The organism is Sphingobium sp. CR2-8, assembly GCF_035818615.1.
GTDB lineage: Bacteria > Pseudomonadota > Alphaproteobacteria > Sphingomonadales > Sphingomonadaceae > Sphingobium.
The window spans coordinates 641,702-664,754 of record NZ_JAYKZY010000001.1 but is presented as its reverse complement, the minus strand read 5'-3'; the positions used below and the strand labels follow the sequence as shown (position 1 = coordinate 664,754).

The 23,053-nt window shown below is 58.8% G+C and carries 21 protein-coding genes and 6 pseudogenes; 15 read left to right on the top strand and 12 right to left on the bottom strand.

All coding sequences use genetic code 11. The features are described 5' to 3' along the window. Window positions 1-16: 16 nt before the first annotated feature. Window positions 17-715 carry a hypothetical protein gene (locus tag U5A82_RS02800; protein ID WP_326288478.1) on the bottom strand — a complete coding sequence of 233 codons (699 nt, stop codon included), beginning with the start codon at window positions 713-715 and terminating at the stop codon, window positions 17-19. A 65-nt stretch (window positions 716-780) separates the two neighbouring features. Here U5A82_RS02800 and U5A82_RS02795 point away from each other — a divergent pair, with 65 nt between their 5' ends. From U5A82_RS02795 to U5A82_RS02765, 7 genes are all read left to right on the top strand, one after another. Continuing rightward, entirely contained in the window at window positions 781-1,962 is a 1,182-nt protein-coding gene (locus tag U5A82_RS02795; RefSeq protein WP_326288477.1) for a CBASS cGAMP synthase, read from the top strand. Continuing rightward, window positions 1,963-3,042 carry an E2/UBC family protein gene (locus tag U5A82_RS02790; RefSeq protein WP_326288476.1) on the top strand — a complete coding sequence of 360 codons (1,080 nt, stop codon included), beginning with the start codon at window positions 1,963-1,965 and terminating at the stop codon, window positions 3,040-3,042. It abuts the gene before it with no gap. Then, entirely contained in the window at window positions 2,946-3,623 is a 678-nt protein-coding gene (locus U5A82_RS02785) for a ThiF family adenylyltransferase (protein ID WP_326288474.1), read from the top strand. Before U5A82_RS02790 ends, U5A82_RS02785 begins: the two co-directional genes overlap by 97 nt. Then, the gene (locus tag U5A82_RS02780; protein ID WP_326288473.1) at window positions 3,620-4,084 is read left to right on the top strand and encodes a Mov34/MPN/PAD-1 family protein; all 465 of its coding nucleotides are present in this window, start codon (window positions 3,620-3,622) and stop codon (window positions 4,082-4,084) included. Before U5A82_RS02785 ends, U5A82_RS02780 begins: the two co-directional genes overlap by 4 nt. 77 nt (window positions 4,085-4,161) lie before the next feature. Then, on the top strand, window positions 4,162-4,347 hold the full coding sequence (locus U5A82_RS02775; RefSeq protein WP_326288471.1) for a hypothetical protein: 186 nt from the start codon (window positions 4,162-4,164) through the stop codon (window positions 4,345-4,347). Between the two features lie 134 nt (window positions 4,348-4,481). Beyond that, window positions 4,482-5,168: a hypothetical protein gene (locus U5A82_RS02770; protein WP_326288469.1), complete on the top strand. Its 687-nt coding sequence runs from the start codon at window positions 4,482-4,484 to the stop codon at window positions 5,166-5,168. 51 nt (window positions 5,169-5,219) lie between these two features. Then, entirely contained in the window at window positions 5,220-6,962 is a 1,743-nt protein-coding gene (locus U5A82_RS02765; protein ID WP_326288468.1) for a hypothetical protein, read from the top strand. Window positions 6,963-7,495: 533 nt separating this feature from the next. On the opposite strand, the gene U5A82_RS02760 is transcribed toward U5A82_RS02765, so the two are convergent. Continuing rightward, window positions 7,496-8,041: a hypothetical protein gene (locus U5A82_RS02760; RefSeq protein ID WP_326288466.1), complete on the bottom strand. Its 546-nt coding sequence runs from the start codon at window positions 8,039-8,041 to the stop codon at window positions 7,496-7,498. Between the two features lie 157 nt (window positions 8,042-8,198). Then, a pseudogene (locus U5A82_RS02755) lies at window positions 8,199-9,733 on the bottom strand (integrase catalytic domain-containing protein). A 34-nt stretch (window positions 9,734-9,767) separates the two neighbouring features. Here U5A82_RS02755 and U5A82_RS02750 point away from each other — a divergent pair. Then, the gene (locus U5A82_RS02750) at window positions 9,768-10,655 is read left to right on the top strand and encodes a fumarylacetoacetate hydrolase family protein (protein ID WP_326288465.1); all 888 of its coding nucleotides are present in this window, start codon (window positions 9,768-9,770) and stop codon (window positions 10,653-10,655) included. 31 nt (window positions 10,656-10,686) lie between these two features. Here U5A82_RS02750 and U5A82_RS02745 read toward each other — a convergent pair. From U5A82_RS02745 to U5A82_RS02735, 3 genes and pseudogenes are all read right to left on the bottom strand, one after another. Next, window positions 10,687-10,924 (bottom strand): annotated as a pseudogene (locus U5A82_RS02745) (transposase); the annotation flags it as partial. Continuing rightward, window positions 10,921-11,645, bottom strand: a pseudogene (locus U5A82_RS02740) (IS5 family transposase). The pseudogenes U5A82_RS02740 and U5A82_RS02745, both read right to left, overlap by 4 nt. A 151-nt stretch (window positions 11,646-11,796) precedes the next feature. Further along, a complete protein-coding gene (locus U5A82_RS02735; RefSeq protein ID WP_326288464.1) occupies window positions 11,797-12,906 on the bottom strand; it encodes a helix-turn-helix transcriptional regulator in 1,110 nt (369 codons plus the stop codon). 80 nt (window positions 12,907-12,986) lie between these two features. On the opposite strand from U5A82_RS02735, the gene cysD reads away from it, so the two are divergent. Genes cysD through U5A82_RS02720 form a run of 3 tightly spaced genes read left to right on the top strand, consistent with a single transcriptional unit; the run spans window position 12,987 to window position 16,563 of the window. Continuing rightward, on the top strand, window positions 12,987-13,907 hold the full coding sequence (gene cysD, locus U5A82_RS02730; protein ID WP_326288463.1) for a sulfate adenylyltransferase subunit CysD: 921 nt from the start codon (window positions 12,987-12,989) through the stop codon (window positions 13,905-13,907). Continuing rightward, window positions 13,907-15,823, top strand: coding sequence for a sulfate adenylyltransferase subunit CysN (gene cysN, locus U5A82_RS02725; RefSeq protein WP_326288462.1), 1,917 nt, complete (start codon window positions 13,907-13,909; stop codon window positions 15,821-15,823). The genes cysD and cysN overlap by 1 nt, the downstream gene beginning before the upstream one ends. Window positions 15,824-15,828: 5 nt before the next feature. Then, window positions 15,829-16,563: a 3'(2'),5'-bisphosphate nucleotidase CysQ gene (locus U5A82_RS02720; protein WP_326288785.1), complete on the top strand. Its 735-nt coding sequence runs from the start codon at window positions 15,829-15,831 to the stop codon at window positions 16,561-16,563. A gap of 36 nt (window positions 16,564-16,599) precedes the next feature. Here the strand turns inward: U5A82_RS02720 and U5A82_RS02715 are convergent, their stop codons facing one another. Next, window positions 16,600-17,088, bottom strand: a complete 489-nt coding sequence (locus U5A82_RS02715; RefSeq protein ID WP_326288461.1) for a transposase — start codon at window positions 17,086-17,088, stop codon at window positions 16,600-16,602. A gap of 25 nt (window positions 17,089-17,113) precedes the next feature. After that, a complete protein-coding gene (locus U5A82_RS02710; RefSeq protein ID WP_326288460.1) occupies window positions 17,114-17,329 on the bottom strand; it encodes a transposase in 216 nt (71 codons plus the stop codon). Window positions 17,330-17,480: 151 nt separating this feature from the next. Between U5A82_RS02710 and U5A82_RS02705 the strand changes: the two are divergent. The 4 genes and pseudogenes from U5A82_RS02705 to U5A82_RS02690 form a co-directional block, all read left to right on the top strand. Next, window positions 17,481-17,633, top strand: a pseudogene (locus U5A82_RS02705) (IS66 family transposase); the annotation flags it as partial. Between the two features lie 76 nt (window positions 17,634-17,709). Then, a pseudogene (locus U5A82_RS02700) lies at window positions 17,710-18,450 on the top strand (IS5 family transposase). A 30-nt stretch (window positions 18,451-18,480) separates the two neighbouring features. Next, window positions 18,481-18,828: pseudogene (locus U5A82_RS02695) on the top strand (transposase domain-containing protein); the annotation flags it as partial. 122 nt (window positions 18,829-18,950) lie between these two features. Further along, complete coding sequence (locus tag U5A82_RS02690; RefSeq protein ID WP_326288459.1) at window positions 18,951-19,346, top strand: plasmid pRiA4b ORF-3 family protein; 396 nt, start codon at window positions 18,951-18,953, stop codon at window positions 19,344-19,346. A gap of 319 nt (window positions 19,347-19,665) precedes the next feature. Here U5A82_RS02690 and U5A82_RS02685 read toward each other — a convergent pair whose 3' ends face one another. From U5A82_RS02685 to U5A82_RS02670, 4 genes are read right to left on the bottom strand one after another with little or no spacing between them, the layout of a single operon-like run. After that, on the bottom strand, window positions 19,666-20,424 hold the full coding sequence (locus U5A82_RS02685; RefSeq protein WP_326288458.1) for an acid phosphatase: 759 nt from the start codon (window positions 20,422-20,424) through the stop codon (window positions 19,666-19,668). Beyond that, window positions 20,424-21,515, bottom strand: coding sequence for a phosphatidylinositol-specific phospholipase C1-like protein (locus U5A82_RS02680; protein ID WP_326288457.1), 1,092 nt, complete (start codon window positions 21,513-21,515; stop codon window positions 20,424-20,426). Before U5A82_RS02680 ends, U5A82_RS02685 begins: the two co-directional genes overlap by 1 nt. Continuing rightward, complete coding sequence (locus tag U5A82_RS02675; protein WP_326288456.1) at window positions 21,512-22,498, bottom strand: FecR family protein; 987 nt, start codon at window positions 22,496-22,498, stop codon at window positions 21,512-21,514. Before U5A82_RS02675 ends, U5A82_RS02680 begins: the two co-directional genes overlap by 4 nt. A gap of 16 nt (window positions 22,499-22,514) precedes the next feature. After that, window positions 22,515-23,030 (bottom strand): RNA polymerase sigma factor, encoded by a 516-nt coding sequence (locus tag U5A82_RS02670; protein ID WP_326288455.1) that lies wholly within the window; start codon window positions 23,028-23,030, stop codon window positions 22,515-22,517. Window positions 23,031-23,053 lie beyond the last annotated feature (23 nt).

The window sequence follows — 23,053 nt, the reverse complement described above, 5'->3', positions numbered from 1 at the left end:
GGTTGATCATCAAGCCTTAAGTGACCACTCGCGTAAACGTTATGGTTCCTGCGGTGTTCATAGCACGTTGCCAGACACGATTGGTCCAAAATAGACCCGACAGCTGCCCGGTTTCTTCGTCATATTCTACTTTCGCGGCACCATCGAATTCACTGGCGTCGGACCACTCGTCGGTCTGGTTCCGCTGTTTGAAAAAATATGCAATGCCGGGGCGCCGTAAGCCATTTGCCGGGAAAGGATCGACAAGCAGCGTATCTGAATCCTTAATCGGAGTGTCACCCGCAGGATTCCACATCTGCATTTCGATTTTCCACCATCCCTGCTTGATTCTTGCCTTGAGCTTCACGGTATCCAAGGGGACGAGGTGTGCTGAGCCTGTGCCTCGCGTGTCGAAACCGACGGTGGTTGAAGCTGCAGCGTCCAGCAACTGGAGTTGCCTGGACCAATTGGAGCGTATTTCGACGTCCCAGTCACCGTTGAGGTCGGGAAACCAGTTTCTCAGCCAAGAAATCTTCTTCCAAGCATACCGCCATATCGGATCGTAGAGTACGCCAAGCACAATCCACCACGCTAGATTCGGAATGGCGCCTAACCGAGCTGTGCCCTCTCGAAACTCATTCACTGTCCCAAAAAGGAACATCAGCGCTAGGACAAGCCAGGCAGAAGCGCCGAAAATCCACTGCTTGGGCAAAATTCTATACATGGCGTAAACCATAACCCTTGATTTGCATTCCTGACCACCCCATCCTGAGAACAAAGCGGGAATGGTTCAGGTGTGAAATGACTTTAGCCAATGCACATGCTCTCTTCTGCGGTCTGCGGACCGATCCGAGTTACCTTGCAAGTCTGGAGGTTAGCAACGATGAAAAATCGCGGCTGCTCGATGCTCGCAAGGACATTCGTGCGGCGCTCAAGGCTGCGGCCGATCAGATCCCGCGGTTCGACGATTACTGGCAGGATAGCTATCGCGCGCGAGTGTCGTGGCGGGACCGTCCATCGGTTGTCATCAAGTTCATGACGCAAGGCAGTTTTGCCTACCGGACGCTGAATGACCCAGCTCAAAAGCCGGCCCAGGAAATCGACCTCGACGACGGCATGTATGTGCCGGTCCAGTTTCTCGAAAATGGGGAACCCGCGCTAGCAGCCAAAGGCCTCTTCAAGTTCGTCGACAGCGTTTTAGGAGTGCTCTGCCGCGAAAAGGGCTGGACGCTCGATCCGACCAAGAGCTGTTGCGCTCGGGTCAAGCTGTGGCCGGGGGCACATGTCGATATTCCGATCTATTCGATACCGCAGGATCGGTTCGTACAACTGAGCAAGAACCTTGAAGACGCTGGTATGGCGAGCTTTGCCCAGGATTCGGTTCGAGGCGGGTGGAAGCTACCGTCCGATCAGATCATGCTGGCGCAGCGCGATGGAGGTTGGGTGCAATCTGACCCGCAGTTGATGCATGACTGGGTTGAGGAACGTTCGGAACGGTACGGTCCTGTGTTTCGCCGACTCTCCCGCTTTTTCAAAGGCTGGCGCGATTTTACATGGGAGAAATCTACGCTGTCATCGCTATGCTTGATGCATGCAATCGACATGGCGCTAGCCCAATTGGATGGCTTGCCGGGCAATGATCGCGACGACGAACTTGTCCTTGAAGTCGCGCGGCGCTTGCCGGACATCCTTACAGGAAAAGTTGCCAATCCGGTATTGCGCCATCTATGCATAAATGAGTGGGATAGCGATAATCGCGCGGTGATCGTGGCAGGTGCTCGTGCCCTGTTTTCCGAGATGGACGCTGCGCTGGAACGCACTGGCGACGCAGAACAGGTCGTCAGAAAGCTCCAGAACCGATTTGGGAGTCGCATCCCCTACAGGCCCGATGCTGTGAAAATCGCTTCGCAAATTTCTGCGGTTCAGAAAGCCACGGCTGCGACGGTAGCGGCGCCTCTGGTTATTGCATCCACCTCCGGTTGAATGGACCAGAGGGCTGCGCTTCTTGAAATCGACGCGACGCTTCGGGCAAAGGGCTTTAAACCAGCCGCCCGGGGCGTTGCTGACTATGATGGTCAGATACGGGTTCATGGCAAACCCGTCGATGTTCTCGTTTCTGTACCTGACGTTCGTTTTGCGGAGAAGCCGCGGGTTCATCTCAAGGACAAAAGCCAAATTCCCGTAGAGGTGCTCGCCCATGTCGAGTCGGGCACCGGGATTTGCTATGCCTCGGGCGCTGGTCTTCCGATTGATCTGTACAAGCCAGGCGAGGCGGTCCTGCGCGTGCTGGAGCAGGCTCGTGCGACCCTGGAACTTTCCTATGGCGGCAAAGGCCGCGCGGAATTGGTCGATGAGTATCAGGCTTATTGGAACGCTGATTTGCCTGTTCGGTGCCTTCTGGCGCGCAGTGCGATCAGGGATAATGGCAAAGCGAGGGCTTTCTACGCGCGTCAGGGAGAAAAGACGCTTTTCATAGCAGTTGCAGATCAGGCCCGACTGCCTGGCTATGACACCGAACTGCCGAGCGGTGTCACCTTCTGGGTGAGCGACGAACTCATCGGTCCGGTCGGTGACATGATCGTTCCTCGGACACTTTCCGATCTTAAAACTTGGCTGGAGGGGCATCGTGCGTTTCAAAGCCAAAAATGGGAGAGCGTTCTCACGCTTCTGGCCACGCGCGCTTACCTCTTCATTTGTGCGCCGAATGCCCTGGTGGGGTTCCGGGTGAAGCTTCCCGCAGATATTGCTGCTGCGGTCGTTAGAAAGCGGATCCGCCCGGAAAAGCTTCCTCATCTGCTGGATGTAAGAGCGGCGAATATCGAGCTAGATAGGTTTTCTGGGAAATGGTCGAGTTTATCGGACGTGACAGACAGGAATAATCCGGCCGCACTGGACCTTTCGGGAACGTCCATTGCTCTGGTCGGATGTGGCACGATCGGCAGCCATCTTGCGCGGATGCTCGTCCAATGCGGCGCTGGGAATGGGGGAAGCTTACTCTCTTCGACACGCAAGCGCTCGACCAGGGCAATATCGGGCGCCACCTGCTTGGTTTTGGTGACATAGGAAAGGGCAAGGCGAGCGCCGTTGGCGCAGAGCTTTCGCGTTTTCATCCGCAGGTCAAGGTCGCTTCGATCGAGGACGACGCCCTGAGGCACCTTGCCGATGTTGGAAATCATGATCTTGTGATTGATGCTACCGGCGAGTGGAACGTGCAGTCTGCGCTCAACCAATGGTTTCTCGATGGCGGTCGAAAGAAGGCCAAGGCGTTACTCCACAGCTGGGTCTTCATGAACGGTGCTGGCGTACAGAGCTTTTTGAACCTCAATGACGAATATGCATGCTTTCGTTGTCTCAAGCCCGTTTTTGATGGTCCGTGGCGGTTCCCAGCCGGCAATGAGAAAGACGAGCTCAATCTGCAACCGGCCACCTGCGGCGATGGTGCGTTCGTGCCGTTTACAGTTGATGCGCCCGTCATGGCTGCAAGCCTGGCTGTCCGCGCGGCGCTCGATTGGGTAAATGGCGATCCTGGACCGCGTTTGCGATCAGCGGTCGTGGATGTGCGTCGAGGTCGTGCTCAGGAGCCAAGGCATCCATCGCCATCCAAAGCCTGCCCTGCGTGCGCCAGCGTTCGTGCGAACCGATGACTAAGGTGTTGCTGCCTAAAGCTGTGATTGAAGATATCCGGGCGCATGGCGAACGCTGGACCTGTGGCCATGAGCGCGGAGGGATCATCCTTGGCTTCAGAAAAGCGGACGCTCTTCAGGTCGAAGCCGTTACCTTCCCTGAAATATGGGATCATTCATCGCCAACTCTCTTTCGACGATCAGAACGAGGGCATCGGGTCAGGGCGCTACGGGAATGGATGCGTTCGCAGCAGACATGCGACTGGCTGGGAGAATGGCATACGCATCCAGGCGGTCTGGCCGCACCCTCATTTATCGACAGGGCCAGTTGGGCGAAGCTTGCAAGGCATGCGAAGAAGTCCATGACGTTCCTGATTTTCAGTGACAGCGCTATGTATGTCGGGCTCCAGTCCGGGTGGCTTCGAAGCGTACAAAAGCTCAGTCTTGTCGAGGAGAGCAGGGACGCTTTATTATTTGGATGATCGAGCCAGGCAGCTTGGTCTGGGCCGTTCATTGACTGGTAACGCGCCACCGCTTATATCTCAGTTCGGAGATAAGCATGATGCAGGTTCGCTATTACGATCCGGCCGAGCGCCAGCAGGAAAAGGAGCGCCAGCGCGCTTCTGACGCCTTGCTGCTGCGCGAAGGCCGTATCTCGCCCGCCGAACTGCGTGAGCGAAATGGCTTTTTCTCGTCTGTCGAGGTCATCGACTCGTCGATTTCCTTTCAGGAGGTCTTCGCCTGAGCGAAGACATTCTGTCGCCTGAGATCGTTTATGATCTGGCGAGCATCCTTCAGCTAAGCGACAAGGCGTTTATCGTCGGCGGACAGGCGCTGAATTTATGGGCTGAGCGATATAGCTCGGTAGCCGAGCTTGCCGTGTATGGCCCGTATACCTCGAAGGATCTCGATTATTTCGGTCAGCGGGAGGCTGCCGAAAAGTTGGCCCACGCGCTTAATGGGACGCTCCTCATTCCGCATAGCGATGACCATACACCTCAAACGGCGATAGTTCAGGCGACGATCGGCGAGCAGGATGTCGAAATCGACTTTCTCTGGCACGTCAAAGGAGTGAACACCGCGAGCCTGGAAAAGCAGGCCGTCGAAGTACGAATGCATGTCCGGGCGGGAAGCAGAACAGGGCAGATGCTGATCCCCATCATGCACCCGCTTCACTGCATGCAAAGCCGATTGGCCAACGTCGTGACGCTCCATCGCGACACCGACCTTGCGCGTCGCCAGCTTGAGGCATCGCCAATCGTCTTGCGCGAATATCTTTTCGAAGCGCTCGCCGCCGGCGGCCATCGCCATGTCACTTCTGTGCTTCAAGGACTAGCCGATTATCTCCTGAGCGATCCTGTCGGCAGGAAGGCGCATAAAGTCATGAAAAATGACCCTGCTGCAGTATTTGCTCATTTCCAGGATGACGATCGGCTCGATGAGCGCTGGCGGGAGAAATCGCTTGGCGCCGTGCGACAGAAAATAGCCGAGCGGCGTGAGGCGTGGCACATGATGGTCCTCAGGCGATTGTTCAAGGGGGCAGATGCCCACGAGGACAAGGCGTAGAGCAAGGTCAAAGCGCGCACCATCCCGGCACATTTCGGCAAGAGGTTCAATGTGAAGCCACTTCAACAGTTCATGTGGGGCTATCAGGAGCATTTCCAGGGCAATGTGGAGTCGCTTGCCAAGGAGGTTTTCCGCCTCATCGGCTTTGAGGGCGAGCCCAATGCACTTTTGGTGGGACTTGCGATCCCGGGCGAGGATGTGAGGAACCCCGTGTGCCTTAGCCCTGAGGATGGCCGCTGGACCCAGGAGATGTTCGCGACATTACCGCAAGCAGCGCAATTGGCTTATGAGCAGCATCCAGATCAAAACCTGTTCTACGGCGATCCGGTGACGATGGCCGAAAAGCCTGAAAATCTGCGGCGGCGAGCGATCACTGACGAAGTGAGGCGACATCTTGGCCCGGACGATGAGCGGTTTGGGGTGCGTAGTTTCTGCTCATTGGCGATACCCTATGAGAAATATTATGTCGTAGCGGTTCTTCAGGTTCCGGTCGCTCAGTTGGAGATGCATCCTACGATCCGATACGCAGGGGCTTTCGGAGAGAATGAGACCAATTTCATTCGCATATGCATCAGCTTGATCTTGCAAGAGGCGGCCAACGAGTTGCTTCAGCCCTGGCCTCAACCGGGCCGCATGATCAACGGCGACGCGAAGCTGTCGGCGGCTGAGATCGTCGGGAGAGCCGCACAATCTTTCATGCGTATCCCGTTTATCAGTGGGGATATCTCCAATTGGGGCCTTTTCGACCGGGTTGAGGCTGTAGCAAAGCTTTTGTACGAGCGCGAACCTGGTCGCGCAGGGCTTGTTCTGGCCGGGCCAGACGATCCCAACATCCATTATGTCATGCGGCTGGCGGAGCCGGTATCCCTTGGAGAAGCTAGATGGCTTCGCAAAATGGTAGAGATGTCCAAGGATGGCGCTCAACTCATCATTGGCTACGATGAGGTCTATGGAATTGGGTCCGTCTCCGACGTCAGCGCGCCGCCCTTTGTGATCGATCTGATCGGGCCACATGAATGGGATTTAAAGCAGGGCGAGACAGTATTCCTCCGCGTTCGCCATGGCGCTGCAAAACTCGCTCAGGAGCCCATCTCTGCGGAGCGGTTCAGGGATAATGCCAAGCGCATCTTTGAGAGGGTCACAGATCCGGCGATTGCGCGCATGAACAATATTCTTAGGCTGCTTATGGGGCTCAAGAGAGGATCGCTGATCATATTCGCAGCCGATGCCGCCGCCGAGGCTGATCGGTTGAAAGGGCAGGGGACCAGGATTGTTCCAACCGCAATCACGCTGGAACTACTGGAGAGGGCCGCCGCGATCGACGGCGCAATACTGGCTGATCCTAACGGAGTGTGCCATGCCATCGGTGTCATCCTTGATGGAGCGGCCAATGATGATTGCACGCCATCGAGGGGATCGCGCTTTAACTCTGCCGTTCGCTATGTTGGAGATGGTTCGGGGCACCGTCTCGCATTTGTCGTTTCAGATGATGCAACGCTTGATGTGGTGCCTCTTCTGCGCCCGCAGATCGATCGTGAACAGGTACGCGCGGCGATCGAAGAAATCGAGACCGCGGATCTGGACAATTTCCACAAATGCCGGAAGTTTCTCGATGCTCATCGCTTCTACCTCGACGAGGACCAATGTGATCGGATCAACGCCGCACTCGATCGGATCGAAGACGGCCCTAAGGCTGTGGGGCAGATATGGTTTCGTACAGCTCGATTTGCGCCCAAAGCCGCAATGAACGCAGGGTATTTCCTGCCTACCGACGAGGAACGTCGACGCAGCTGAACTTAGTCTCGTTAACGCAGATCAGCCTCACAAACGGCAATGCACGAAGACCCTGTCTCGGGCGTTTACCGAGTGATCGGTGTGGACTTAAGGCACCGATTTTCATATTATCCAATAAGGTGAACCGGGTCAGGATATCTGGGTATTCACCTACCGAACCTGCAACCCAGCTGCCGTGCAATCAGAAGGGGAAGCAAAAGGTAAGGGTTTATGAAGTAAGGGTTTGAAAAATAGGGGGAAAGACAAGAATTTTTAAGCCGGATTTCTCTGCGGGCATAATTGCGGGCATGATCGCAATTGCCACAGAAAAAATCCTTTGTTTTCAATCGGATAGTTAACAATTTCGGTTGCTGCCGGGGGGGCGAACCAGCTAGGTGGCGGCTTTAGCCCTACATTCAAAAAACCATCAGACTCCTTTTCTAGGGCGCCCTCGGGCTTTGCGTTTGACCGAAATGATACAGCGAGAGAGGCCATAATATGCCTCTTCCACGAACGGTTTCTCGTTTGGATTTGAAGCCATCGCGGCCGCCTCATTAACTCCTGAAAAAATGTAGTTTGAGGACGAAGCGCTCTCCCGCAACCACAGAAACCGACATACCGGCCACCCCTGGCGCATTAGCGCCGGGGGTGGTGTCGTTTTGGGCGGATTTCCGCTGTTCCAGCCATTCGAGGATTGTGCCGAACTCACCGTGGAGCATCGCGTTAACCTCGCCGCGCTTGGCACCGGGCGTCAGAACGATGCGCTCAATGAGCGCGCGCAACGCGTCGGCAGCCTCCTGCCGCTCCTGTGGATGCGCCAGAGCTTCTGCAAACCGCTCGACCTTGCGACGATAAATCTCCGAGATGTTCGGATGGATATCCGGCACATCGGCGGGTGCCGCAGCGAGCCGGGCGCGAATGGCATCTTCCTGCGCCTCCAATTCGAGCAATTGATCGACGAGCGAGCGCGTTCCCTTGCCTTCCGTCGCGAGCGTTACGAGTCCCTTTATCGCCTTCAGGACCCTGTCGAGTTCAGCCCGGTCCGCGCTATCTGTGGCGCGACGCTGGCGATTGAGGCGATTGGTTTTGCCGCGCGACAATCAGGATGAGAGACGTGTTGCCTCACGAAGAAATGTTCCCGAGCAACGCGACCGTTGCCTCACGTAATTGTTCCTTACAGGCCCTCGCGCAGCAATGCCATTGCATGTGACGGATTGCCGTGCAGCTGAGCCGTAGGCGAGGCGGAACGGTAATCCGTCACATGGCCGTGAGGATGGTTTCCGTGTCGCCTGGCGCGGCGCTGGCCAGCCCGGAAGAGTGGCTGAACACCAGCGCTCGCGCGTGTTCGGTGCGCCAGCCTTTCAGACGGCGCTGGATAGTCCGCAGGAGGCCGTCCGGGTAGATGTTCGGCTGCTCGGCTTGCAATTTCTCCAGTAACTCCCGCCCGGTACGCCAAGGCTCGTCTTCGAACCAGGCCTTTAACTGGTCGGTAACCTGAAGCAGTGGATCCGGTCGACGCCGTTCTCGCTTGCGCGGCGCTTTATCAACCGCCGTGGGCCGCGCCTCACCATTGTGCCATAAAACTTTCAGGCTCGAGAGGAACGCCCCCAGCGGTGGGGGGAGGTTTCGGTGGGATCTGCCAAGACGACGGCGTCGGCCAGGACCACCAGTTTCTGCTGCGCGGTGCGGATGTCTCGCAGCAGTCGAACCGGATCCAGTCTGGCGGCGAGGTCCCGTAGCCGTTCGCGTGTCTGCTCGCTGGTCCGCGGGTCATCCATCAAACGCTGGAACGGTGTCGCGGGAGCGTGATAGCGCTTGTGGACTTTGGCGCCGTCGCGGCGCTTCTCCGCCAACTTGAATGAGGGCTGGAAGAAGTTCACGAACAGGCGCGCCGCCGCATACAATTCGGCGAGCAACCCAGCTGCTTCCAGTCCCTCGAACCGGCGATAGCCCACCAGACGGCGTACAACCGAACCGTTCTTCTGCTCGACCCAGGCCTGATCGTTCTTGCGATAGGGGCGGCAGCGGGTAAACGCGATTTCCGTCGTCGCGCAGTAATCGCGCACGGTTTCATTGATGAACACGCTGTCATTGTCGGAATCAAATCCCAGCAACGGGAACGGCATCAGCTTGCGCAGCTCCTTGAGTACCTCCACCAACAACGTTTGCTCGCGCACCAGCAACGGTGCGCATTCGGTCCAGCCTGTCGCGATATCCGTCAACGTCAGCGTCCAAGTCCAACTCCCTTTCGCCACCGGACCGCTATGAGAAACAAGGTCGGCCTCCATATGTCCCGGCGCCGGATCTCCCCAATCGCTGAATGTTCGGATCGGAACACTGCGCCTAAGTTCAGATCCCGCCACGCCGCGACGCCGGACCTTATGGCTGTTCCCTTTCGCGGTCTGTAAAACACGGTCAATCGTGGCCGGGCTCATCTGCAACAAGCTTCCTTTGATCGCCGGATCGAGATCAAGATGGCCATGGCCCTCCATCGCCTCGATCAGAATCGGGATAAGCGGCCGAAGTCGCTTGCCGCACAGGCGGTCGCTGGCCTCCCACAATACGAGCAACGCTCCGCGCACCGCCTCGTTGTAAATTCTCCGCTCGGGTCGCGTCGTTTCCCTGATCAACGGCTCCGCCCGCAATAGTCTCATTGCATGCTTCCGGTGGAAACCTGTGATCGCGACGAATTCGTCGAGAACCTTGCCCTTGCTCGCGCGATCGGCCGAGCGATACCGCTCGCCGACTGCTTCAATCAATTCCCTGCGCGTCGCCATGCTCACCTTCCGCATCGTTCCCTCCCGGCCAATGCCGGGAGCAGTTTAGATGAGGCAACGGCAGGTTTGCCGGGAGCATTTCAGGCGAGGCAATGCGGACGCCCTGCTGATTGACGCGCAAGCCCTCTCCACCACCCTGGAGGCCGGCGGCGGCGATAGCATCAGCCCGGATACGCTGCTCGCCCCGCTGCCGCGCACGTGGCAGTGGCTCGACGGGTCCGCCTTTGCCAATCACGGCGTGTTGATGCAGAAAGCGTTCAACCACCCCCCGATCGAAACCGACCTACCCCTTATGTATCAGGGCATGAGCCATTGCTTCCTGGCCCCCACCCAAGATGTCGCCCTACCGACCGAAGCGGATTTCATCGATTTCGAAGGAGAGTTCGGCATCGTCACGGATGACGTCCCCATGGGATGTTCGGCCGCCGACGCCATAAGGCATATCCGCCTGATCCTGCTCATCAACGACTGGTCGCTGCGTGCAGTCGCGCCGCAAGAAATGAAGACGGGCTTCGGCTGGATTCAGGCCAAACCGGCATGCAGCGCCGCCCCGATCGCGATCACGCCCGACGAACTGGGCGAAGCTTGGCGCGATGGCCGCGTTTGCATGCCCCTGCGTGTTGAGGTCAATGGCGCATGGTTCGGCCATCCGTCGGGCGACGCCATGGAATATGGCTTTCACGAGTTGATCGCCCATGCCGCCCGCACCCGTCATCTGTGCGCCGGAACGATTATCGGGTCCGGCACGGTATCCAATCCGGATTACGAAAAGGTCGGATCGACCTGCATATCGGAACGGCGCGCGATCGAAATGATCCAACACGGCAAGCCGGTCACGCCATTCCTGCATTTTGGCGACCATGTTCGCATGACTGCGGGAACCGGCGACAGCCTGTTCGGCGAACTCAGCCAGACGGTCATCGCGTTCAAGCCATGATCTGCTCGTGCCGCCCCGCCCGCAAGGACGGCGCGGCAGGCGTCACCATTTTTCGATAGCAGGTCCTTTAGACCCGCGTTGTCGAGCATTGTGTCTGCCAGCAGCCGCTTCGCATCGGACACCTCCAAACCGCCCGACTTGGCCTTCCGGGCGTAATAGGTGGCGCTAGATATCCCGTGCCGTCGGCATAGATCTGCCACCAGCGCGCCAGCCTCGGCCTCCTTCTGGATGCCGATAATCTGCTCCTCCGAAAACTGCTTCCGCTTCATCTGTCCGCCCCTTCTTTAGGGTCGGACTCTCGATCGTAGCGGGTATGGATGCGACGCCAGTCCTTGAGCCTGCCGAACATATTCTCGATCTTGTGGCGCTGACGATAGAGCATAGCATCGTATGGGATCGGGATTATCCGGTTCCTCTTTGACGGGATGCGGGCCGCGATGTTTCGTTCGGCGAGCGCCTTGCGGAACCAGTCGGCGTCATAGCCTCGATCGCCGAGCAGGGCTTTGGCACGGGGCAAAGCGTCGGACATCGGGGCTGCGCCCTTGTAATCGCTCATCTGGCCCTCGTTCAGCAGCATGACCAGCGGCCTGCTCTTGCCGTCGCACACGGCGTGGAGCTTCGAGTTCAGGCCGCCTTTGGTGCGTCCGATACGTCTGGGAAAAGCCCCTGTTTAAAGGGCTAGCAGCTGTCCGGTGTGCCTTGAGATGCGTCGCATCGATCATCAACTGGTCGGGCTTGCCGCCTTGCGCCGAAAGGGCGGAGAAGATCTTTGTTGAACAGCCCGAGCCGGCTCCACCGGATGAAACGATGATAGATGGTTTTGGGCGGACCATAGTCGGCGTGCGCATCGCGCCACCGCAAGCCGTTCCTGATGACGAAGATGATACCGCCGATGATCCGACGATCATCCAGCCGCGGCACGCCGTGAGACAAGGGAAAATATGGCTCGATCCGGCGTATCTGCGCGACGCCTTCTGTGGATGACCGCAGCGATCGGTATGTCTGGCTGACAGCCTATAACTCTGCCAAGCAGCCCAAGGCTCTCAGGTTCAAAACCCCCTATGAGGCCGTCGAGCAAGTCTGGGATCAAAGCCGGACGTCTTTATCGTCAAGCCGCACCATCACATGCTAGAACTAAAAACTAGGACAGCGGCGCAAGCCCTGTAAGGATCAACCGGACCAGATCTGCCTGATTGGATGCGCCTGTCTTTGCATAGATGCGCTTGGAGTAGCTGCGTGATGTCTCTGGCGTCAGGCGCAAATTCCGACCGGCATCGACAATTGTCTCGCCCAGCGAAAGTTGATGCGCGAGCGATGCTTCATTCCGGGACAGATTATGGATCATCGCTATGGCATGGTGCGCTTTTGCGGCGTTCTCGCGCTTATAGGTCCGCAGGGCGCCGACAGCCGTCGGTACTGCGCAGGGTTGTTCAAGCAGCAAGTCGGCCTTGCGAAGCAGAATCCACAATCCGCCATGCGTGTCCAGCGGCAGCGGCACGCTGGTAAGTCGGCCCGATGCAATGGCCTCACAGGCGTTCTCCAATGCGTGCGACACGGCCGGTATGAGTTGCAACCGGCGACCGGGGACAGGCGGTGGTTCCGGAGCAAATGCCATGAGGCTATTCGCATGAGTATCGGCAGCCATGACACGCCCTGTCGCATCGAAGGCCATCTGACCGATGCCAAGCCGCTGAAGCGCAGATTGCGCAAGCGCTACCTGCAATCTTTGTTCTATCAGTGCTGCAAGCGTCTTTAATGCCACCGTAAGATGCGGCGCGATGGACGACAATGTCGCCACGGCGGCTGCGGAGAAATCTTCCCGTTCGCGCACGAGCAGCATCTGGGCATCTGCGGCCCCGCCTGCGGTCACGCGCAGGAAGCGAGCATAATGTATCCCCATGTTCTGAAGTGCGACTTTCTGACTAGCGAGTCGCTCCGGGCGACCATAGTCGAGCATCTCGTCCAGTGAATAGACACGCAGCGGTCGCATCCTGCCTTGGGGATGAAGCTCGAGGTCAACGATTTTCTGATAATCTAGCGGCGGATCAGCCGTGGCGCGCGGTGCTGCCACCTGCACGATCGACGGCGCCTGATCTGCCGCAGCATTGGCGAGATTGATGACGAGATAGGCGCGCCGCGCATATGTTCTGGCGACAAGTTCGCGCATCAGCCCGCCCCATGGCGGGCTTTCATGAATGCCTTCGATAAGCGGCAGGGCCAGTTCGCGCTGGTAGGTCACGGAAATCGACATTCTTATTTTGCTCCCATATGGGGGGATCGCGGTCAAGGGCGCGGGGCAATTGGTGCGTTAAATCCCACAGGGAGAGGATGATGCCTGAGCTACTTACGAAACCCTCATTGACGCATCTGGAGCGTCTGGAGGCGGAAAGCATCCACATCATGCGCGAGGTTGTTGCGGAGGCTGAAAAGCCGGTGATGATGTATAGCGTGGGCAAGGACAGTGCTGTCATGCTGCATCTTGCGCGCAAAGCCTTCTACCCCTCGCCGCCGCCATTCCCGCTGCTGCATGTCGATACGACATGGAAGTTTCGCGAGATGTACAAGCTGCGCGACCGGATGGCGCAGGAGAGCGGCATGGAGTTGCTCGTCTACCAGAACCAGGACGCAAAGGACCGGGGAATCAATCCGTTCGACCATGGCGCGTTGCACACCGACATGTGGAAAACTGAAGGGCTGAAGCAGGCGCTCGACCTTTATGGCTTCGACGTGGCTTTCGGCGGCGCGCGGCGCGACGAGGAGAAAAGCCGGGCCAAGGAGCGCATCTTCTCCTTTCGCACCGCATCGCACGGCTGGGATCCCAAGAACCAGCGCCCGGAACTGTGGAACCTCTACAACGCCAAGAAAAGCAAAGGCGAGAGCATCCGGGTCTTTCCGATCAGCAACTGGACCGAGCTGGATATCTGGCAATATATCCATCTCAACGATGTGCCGATTGTGCCGCTCTACTTCGCGGACAAGCGCCCCACGGTCGAACGCGACGGCATGTTGCTGATGGTCGATGACGACCGCTTCCCCCTCAAGCCCGGCGAAGTACCTGTTGAACGCTCCATCCGCTTCCGCACGCTAGGCTGCTACCCGCTGACCGGCGCGGTCGAAAGCATGGCCAAGACACTGCCCGAGGTGATCCAGGAAACGCTGTTGACGACGACGTCGGAGCGACAGGGGCGCGCGATTGACAAGGACTCGGGCGGCGCGGGCATGGAGAAGAAAAAGCAGGAGGGGTATTTCTGATGTCCGATACGATCACCAACGATCCGGTCTACCAGACCGACGCTCTCATCGCGGAGGACATCGACAAATATCTGGAAGTTCATCAGCACAAGACCATGCTGCGCTTCATCACCTGCGGGTCGGTGGATGACGGCAAGTCGACACTGATTGGTCGCCTGCTCTACGACAGCAAGATGATCTTCGAAGATCAACTCGCCGCGCTGGAGGCGGATTCCAGGAAAGTCGGCACGCAGGGGCAGGAAATCGACTTCGCGCTGCTGGTCGACGGCCTTGCCGCCGAGCGCGAGCAGGGCATCACCATCGACGTCGCCTACCGCTTCTTTGGCACCGAAAAGCGCAAGTTCATCGTCGCCGATACGCCAGGCCACGAACAATATACGCGCAACATGGTCACAGGCGCGTCGACCGCCGATCTTGCGGTCATTCTGGTCGATGCGCGCAAGGGCGTGCTGGTGCAGACGCGTCGCCACTCCTATCTGGCGCATCTGATCGGTATCAAGAATATCGTGCTCGCCATCAACAAGATGGATCTCGTCGATTATGACCCGGCTGTCTATGACGCCATTTTGAAAGACTATACCGCATTCGCCCATTCGATCGGCATCGACCATTTCGTGCCGATCCCGATTTCGGGCTTCAAAGGCGACAATATCACGACCCGGAGCGAAAACACGCCTTGGTATCATGGGCCGTCGCTGATGGACCATCTCGAAACGGTCGAGGTCAACAGCGCCACCGACGCGGACAAGCCCTTCCGCATGCCGGTACAGTGGGTTAACCGCCCCAACCTCGATTTCCGGGGCTTTTCCGGCCTGATTGCAACCGGCACGGTACGACCCGGCGACGCCGTGCGCGTTCTGCCATCGGGCAAGACCAGCACGATCAGCCGCATCGTCACGCTTGGGGGCGACCTCGAAGTCGCGACCGCAGGCCAGTCGGTAACCCTGTGTTTTGCCGACGAGATCGACTGTTCGCGCGGCGACGTCATCGCGCTGGCCGACAACCCGCCCCAGGTCGCCGACCAGTTCGAAGCGACCATTGTATGGATGGCGGATGAAGACATGCTGCCCGGCCGTTCCTATTGGCTCAAGGTCGGCACCCAGACAGTCACCGCGACGGTCCAGCAGCCCAAATATCAGGTCAACGTCAATACGATGGAGCAACTGGCGGCCAAGACGCTGGATCTGAACGCCATCGGCGTCGCCAACCTGTCGACCGACCGCCAGATCGTGTTCGAGCCGTATGCGCAGAACAGGACGCTCGGCGGTTTCATCCTGGTAGACAAGATCACCAACGCCACCGTGGCGGCAGGAATGCTGCACTTCAGCCTGCGCCGCGCACAGAATGTCCATTGGCAGGCCACCGACGTCAGCCGCGATTTCCATGCGGGCCTCAAGAACCAGAAGCCCGCCGTCCTTTGGTTCACCGGGCTTTCCGGTGCAGGCAAATCGACCATCGCTAACCTTGTCGAAAAGAGGCTGGCGCGGATGAACCGTCATACCTTCCTGCTCGACGGAGACAATGTGCGCCATGGTCTCAACAAGGATCTGGGCTTCACCGACGCCGACCGGGTGGAAAATATCCGTCGTGTGGGAGAAGTCGCCAAGCTCATGACCGATGCCGGCTTGATCGTCATAACCGCCTTCATTTCGCCGTTCCGGTCGGAACGCGAAATGGTGCGATCAATGATGCAGCCCGGCGAGTTCATCGAGGTGCATATCGACACCGCGCTGGCCGATGCCGAAGCGCGCGACGTGAAGGGCCTTTATAAAAAGGCGCGATCGGGTCAGCTCAAGAATTTCACCGGGATAGACAGTCCCTATGAAGCGCCGGAAGACCCGGAAATCCGCATCGACACGGCGGACATGACGGCCGACGAGGCAGCCGACGTGATCGTCGCGAGGCTCATCCCATGACGGTGATGACCGATGGCGAACTTGCGGCCCATCTTGCGGAGGTCGCAGGTCGCATCCTGCTCGAAGTGCGCGCCTCGGGTGTGTTCGGGGCAAAGGCGCTGGGCAAGGCGGGTGACCAGACCGCCAACCAGTTCCTTGTCCATGCCTTACGTGAGGCGCGCCCAGATGACGGGCTATTGTCCGAGGAGGAAAAGGATAATCCCGACAGGCTTGCCCAATCGCGGGTCTGGATCATAGATCCGGTCGATGGCACGCGTGAATATGGCGAAGCGCGCGCCGACTGGGCGGTTCATGTCGGCCTTGCCATTGACGGCGAGCCTCGGATCGGTGCGGTTGCGCTGCCGGACCTTGACGGCGGAATCGTGTTGCGCACGGATCAACTCGCGCCGTTGCCGCCAGCGCCCGAACGGCTGCGCATGGTCGTCTCTCGCACCCGCCCCGCCAAGGAAGCAGTCGCGGTTGCGCAGGCGCTGGACGCAGAACTCATTCCCATGGGTTCTGCCGGCGCCAAAGCGATGGCGATCGTCCTTGGCTATGCCGACATTTACCTTCATTCTGGGGGCCAATATGAATGGGACAGTTGCGCCCCGGTGGCGGTGGCACTGGCCCACGGCCTCTATTGCGCGCGCCTCGATGGATCGCCGCTGCTGTACAATCAGGCGGATGTCTTTCTGCCCGACCTCCTGATCTGCCGCCAGGAGCATGCTGACAAGGTGCTCGGTAAAAAATTTATGTATTAAGTATTTGGCCCCAGTATTTGATGATGCGGATTTAAGCTAGAGCGTTTCGTTTGTCCGGCATTTGCAGATGTATTCATAGGGCGTGAGGACTGGCAATGTACGCGATCGGCGACCGTAATTATCGGCGTTGGAGACGATCCGCGGTATGCCTCCCTTTGCAAGCACAGCGTCACGGAAGTGGTTGCCGCTATAGGCGCTGTCGGCAAACACCTCGCCGGGATTGTCGGGCAGCGCTTCGAGGCCTGCTTTGCCATAGTTGATATTGGCAGATGTAATCGATATTTTCTCGACCAATGCCGTATCGGCATCGGCGCCGACATGCGTCTTGAAGCCATGGATTGCCCGCTTTCCCTTATGTTTGACCCAACGGGCGTCATCATCGCTCCCGCTGGCCGATGCAATGATCGTGGTATGGACCAGCGTGCCAGTTTTGACTTTGACTGCCTTTGATTTGAGTTGCGCCGTCACAGTCAGGAACAGTAACCGATCCAGCTTATGGGCGACCAGTTCCTTTCGAAAGCGCACGAACGCTGTCCGCTCGGGTGTCGCTTCAGTCCCCGAAAACCACAAAAGCGGCGGAACGCAGCGCGATCGTCAAGCTTCTCGGCCGGCTTGACGTCAGACAGATCGTCCAGATCGATAGAAGCAAGGCCTTGAACATCGCCAGAGATGGCGAGGCGGGCTCGCCCTTGCTGGCCGAATAAAGCGGATCGAGCAGCGCCGCGACCAAAGCCCAATCGATCAGCTTGCCAAGCGCGCCGAGCAAAGATGCCGACCGCGTGCGCCCAGCGGAACCGAACCGTTCCTGAACAATCGAACGATACGTCACGTCCTGCTCCCCACTTCGGAAAGTACATAGAATCAGCAATAAAAGCCGCTGTCTACACCCACCCGCGCACAGGTCTCACTTTACCGGCCCTGGCTATGCTGGCTATGACAAGCTCTACGAAACCAACCGCATCACTGAGGTCGCATGCTGGGCGCATTTTCGACGCAAGATCTTCGACATCCACGCAACCAAGCCGACCTCGCTCACCACGGATCTGCTGGAACGTATCAGTCAGCTTTATTAGGTCGTAAACTCATAAAATATCTTGAGGATCGTCTGTTTTCGTGATTCAGGAGGCTCTAGACTTGGAGGCTTCGATGGCGCGACGGCGATATGAACTGACAGATCGGGAATGGGCGATCATCGAGCCGTTGTTACCCAACAAGCCGCGCGGCGTGCCTCGGGTGGATGATCGTCGGGTTCTTAACAGGATCATGTGGCGCTTTCGTTCGGGAGCGACGTGGGCCGACCTTCGACGACCTGCTACAATCGGTTCGTGCGCTGGCGCAAGGCCGGGGTCTGGGACCGGTTGCTGGCAGCGGTTTCAGCGGGACATAATGGCGAACTGGTGATGATCGATTCCACCTGCATGCGCATCCACCAAAATGGTGCGACGGGCAAAAAGGGGAAGCTGCGGTCGTGGCATGGGACGTTCCCGGGGCGGCCTCACCAGCAAACTCCACGCTCTTGTCGATGCTGACGGATGTCCTGTCAGCCTGAGACTGACAGGCGGGCATGTTCACGATGCCTGTGAGGCCGAAGCGCTGATCGAGGCCATTCTCGAGGGAGCAACCCTGCTGGGCTACAAGAGATATGACAGCAACGCCATCCGTGAGGTCGCTGCCGCCAAGAACATCTGGGCCAACATTCCCAACAAATCCCACCGCAAGCAGCGCTTCGCTTTCTCGCTATGGCTCTACAAACAGCGAAATCTCATCAAGCGCTTCTTCAATCGCATCAAACAGTTCCGTGGCCTCGCCACCCGATGCGACAACGACCCAGCCAATTTCCTTGCTGCCATCAAACTCATATGCGTTCGCCTGTGGTGCGACGCATGATGAGTTTACGCACTAGACGAGGCAGCGGATCGTGGCCTGCAACCTGATATCCGACGACAAAGCCGCCAGGACCGAACTCAGCCATTGATCGACGATCGAAAGCGGTGGGTCGCGCTGACACGCTCCCTCGACGATGGCTGTTTGGAAATCGATAACATCATTGCAGAGCGCGCCATGCGCTCTGTAGCCTGGGCCGCAAAAACTGGCTGTTCATAGGATCAAATGCGGGCGGTGATCGGGCCGCCGCCATCTACTCCATCATCGAGACTGCCAAGCTCAATGGCCTCGCGCCGCAGGCCTACATCGCCGATGTCATTGCCAGGATCGCTGGGCAAGTCGCCCGCTGCGCGCTGGGATGAACTTATACCGTGGAACTGGAAAGCCGATAATCAGTTCGTCACTTTGGCGGCATTACCGGACAGATTGCCCGGATTCGCATCACGCTCGATGATAGCAATCCTGCCGTTTGGCGCAGAGCCTAACTACAGCTCTCAAAAAACTTGAAGACCCTGTACTTGACGATCCAGGCTGTCATGCTGTTCGAGAATTATCACCTTTTTCGCTTCGATGTCGGTGATGCATATTACGGCATTCGTTTTGACGATGACTATGTGGATCCGCCAACACGCGATGCCGATAATATCCTGCTCGGCAAGCTTGTCGAAAGTGGCATCACTGCATTCACTTATACATATGATTTTGGCGACGATTGGCGGCATAGCGTCGAGATCGAAGTGGTTCGCCCGGCCGATCCGCTCATGGATTATCCACGGTTCGTCGATGGCGAACGACGCACACCTCCTGAAGATGTCGATGGTATCCCAGGCTTTGAGGAGCGTCTCGACGCTATGGCTAACCCTCGCCACCCGGCCCGAAAATCCATGTTGGAATGGTAAGGGCGACCGTTTGATCCCAACGACATCAGCCATGACGAGGTCCAGACCCGTATCGATGCCCTCGCCAAACGCCGCGCTTCCGGAAAAGCCGTTCATGCCAGCAAGAAGGCCTGACCAGGCTGCGGTTTCCAAGGCCGCGCTTACCGCGCAGCTGTTGTGAGCGTGCGCGAAGACATTGGCGCGATGTCTACCTAAGTGACCACGCGCCCACTGGATACGCCCTCGATGCCTATCACGAGCCGGCGGGGCTTCTGTTCTCTTTCAAAACCGCCCCACTTCGCAGCCAATTCGTTCTTCACGGAAGAAACGGCTGCGGTCTTCACTGCATCAACGCGTGCTGTTCGATCATGCATTGTCTATGGGAAGCAGCGGGAGCGTGCTTTTTGAGGTCCTGCATTTCGACGCGCGCCTTTTCCATATCGGCCCGAAATGCGGCAGAGGCATGAAGCGTCGCGACCAACGATGCACCGGCCATATAGCCTGCCTCCACCGCGCTTTTGCTGTGCGATCCGCAGATATAGCGGCTTTGACCATAGGCGCGGCCGCGTGCCAATATGTGGGTAGCGCGTTCGGGCAGCAGTTCGGCCAGTACCAGTGCTGTCGACCATCCGGCCGTCGTATGTCCGGACGGGTAATCGCCATTGGCTGCCAGATGCGCCGTTTTTGGCTCGCAGATAAGCAAGTCCTGATCCAGATAGGGGCGCCGTCGCGCGTAATGATCTTTGACCGGATTGATGAGCGGGCCACCGCCTATCCGTGCAAAGATGTGGGCGAGAGCGGGAGCCGTTTCGGCAGAAAGCTGCATGCCCATGGCGCAGGCAAAATTGGCAAAGCGGTCGTCGCCAACATCATGCGTCGCCAGTGCCCAACGCGCGCTGCCCTGCAACCGGCGTGTTTCGCGAAAAGTTTCCCGGTCATCTTCGTCGCCGGGCGAGCCGGCGGCGGGCGGCGGCGGCAGGATCTTCATCATGTCGGGACGCGGCACTTCGGCAATATAGGGGGTGATGCCGGGGCCGCTTTTGGCGATGGCCGGCAAGGCAATCATGCCAAGCAAGATGAACAGATGAGAAGTCCGCATCACTTCGTTTCCAGCTTACGGGCGGTGCAGCCCCTGGGCTTGCGCACCGGGTTGCATCGGACCGGCATGTCGGGGTCGATCGACACCTGATAGCCCCCGGCAAAGCGGGGATCAGGCCATAGATAGTCGGTCGATATATACTGGGCGCCGCTAGCCAGCGCGGCGGCGCGGCGCGATGTGTCGTTCGCGCGGGCCTGCACCGTATTCTCGTCCGCACGGGTTCGCACCAGATAGCCCGTTGCTACATCGCGGGCGATCCGTGCGCCATCGCGGATGGGATCGTTTATCGTCAGATAGGCGGCGGCGGGCGACTGTTCGTCGGTGTTGATGAAAAAGACGCGACCTTCCAGCGAGCGGCGCTTGCCGCGATAGACGGCCACCTTGGCCGGTGGTTCGTCCAGCGCAAGGAGAAAGCGGCCTCGCGCCTTGTCCAGCACGGGCCAGTTGTTCGCCAGTACCGCGTCGCGCAACGTCGGATAGCGTCCCTGCACGTCGTCCGGCACGATGAGCTTTTCGGGCGGCAGGATCGACCGGATTTCCGTGTCCAGCGCATCATAGGCCGCTTCGTCGAAGGGTAGCGGATCAATGCCGCCATATGCGCTGTTGCGTCCATCCTTGGCGTTGAACATCAGCAGGATGGGGATATGGTCGGCATGGGCATCGGACCAGGCCTTGATCTGACGCAGGCATTGGGTCAGCAACACGCAATGGCTGCTATCGTCGATTCCGGGGATATGCAGCACCTTGAAACCCGGCCTGTCGAGGTCGGGATTGTTCGATCTCCGCGCATAATGGCCGCCCTGCGGATCATAGTTCACATCGATTTCCAATTGGCGGGCACCATGGTCCAATTGCTGAGTCAGCGGACGATGCTCATAGTCGAGCGCATCGGCGGCTTCGGGCATGGCGGCACGCAACCGGGCCATGATTTCGGGCGTCATCGCCTGTTTATAGCTGTTGTGCGTTCCCACCGCCGTCACGTCGTTCAGGCGAAGCGGATGCGCGGGATGGGGTGCCATCGCCAGTGCGGCGGCACCCGTACCGGTCGCAATACCGGCCAGCAGGAAAAAAAGGGGTGCGGTGCGGATCATGGACCGTCCTTGCCTTTGCCAAGATAGAGGATGCCGTCGCGGTGAACGGGGTTCAGGTCGAACAGGCCACCGATCAGGGCCAGCGACTGTTCGGGCTGGTCTAGCCTAAACCGCCCGCTGAAGCTGCGCCCGGCAAGGGACGGATCGGCCAGCTTGATGGGGATGGGGCTGTAACGCGCCAGCCGATCGATGGCATAACCGAGCCGCATGTCGTCTGCATCCAGCCATCGGGTCTGCCAGTTGCTGTAGCTTTCGGGGTCAAAATTGCCGCGCTGCACGCCCGTTTTGGAAACCAGCGCCCATTGGCCGACAGTGACGACCAAAGGCACTTTGCCGGGCACGTCCAGTTGGACCCGGCCTTCAAATACGCGCAACTCGCTTGCATCGGTAAGCCGGTCTACGGTGAAACTGGTGCCCAGTGCAGTCATGTCCGCCATGGGCGTATGCACGGTGAAGGGGCGGTTCCCGTCATGCGCGACGTCGAACCGCGCGCCGCCTCGTTCCAGGTCGATCAGGCGGCGATCGTCGCCAAATCGCGTGGAGACGCGGGAGGCGGCGTCCAGCGTCAGGGTCGATCCGTCGGGCAATCGGCTGCGCGCGGTCTTTGCGGTAAGGCTGGCATAAACGGCGGGCCGAAAGATGGCGGGATTCTCCTCCCGCTGCATGAAGGCGAAGCCCAGGGGCAGGGCGATGGCCCCACCGACCGCTGCCGCCATAACCCGTCGCCGGGTCAGGATGGGCTGCGTTCCCGCATCGCGCTGCCACCGCCGCCGCGCAGCGCCACCGGTGCGGCGATCGACAGGCAAGGCTGCGTCGGCCAGCAGCATGGCCGCATCGAACAATGCGCCGTCCCGGTTCAATCGATGCATGATGGCAAAGGCCCGGCCATGGTCCGGCGACGCCCGGAGCCAGGCTGCCAGTTCCCGCTTGTCCGCAGGCGACAGGTCATCGATCCGATCGACCCAGTCGGCGGCGATGCTCATGATGTCATCCTCTTCCTCAGCCATTTTTATTTTTCTCCGCTGCGGTTGTTCCCGCATTCCCCTCCACGACCTGCGCCAGTTCCACCATCGCCCGGACCAGATGTTTCTTCACGGCCTCCAGGCCAAGGCCTGTTTCTTCCGCAATCTCCTGCCGCGACTTCCCCTCCAGATGACGTTTCATGAAGACCGCCCGGCGCTGCGGCGTCAGTTGGCCAAGCGCCGTTTCGAACCGTGCCATGCGCTGGCGATAATCCAGTATCTCGTCGGCCAGCGGCAGTTCGCACATCAGGTCGGCATGCTCGTCCAGATCGGCGTGAATGCGGCCCCGCGCTCTGGCATGGATCACGGAATCTGCTACGCGAAATGCATAGGCCAACGGTTGGTCGATCACCCTTTTGCGGTCCTGCTCAATCACGCGCATGATTGTTTCCTGCACCACGTCCTCGGTGTCGGCAGGCTCGCGCAGACGGCGACGGACATAGGCCGCAAGCCTGCCCATCGCTCCGGTCAAATGGGCTGCTGCGGCGCTCATTGATATCGTCCTGCGCTAACGTC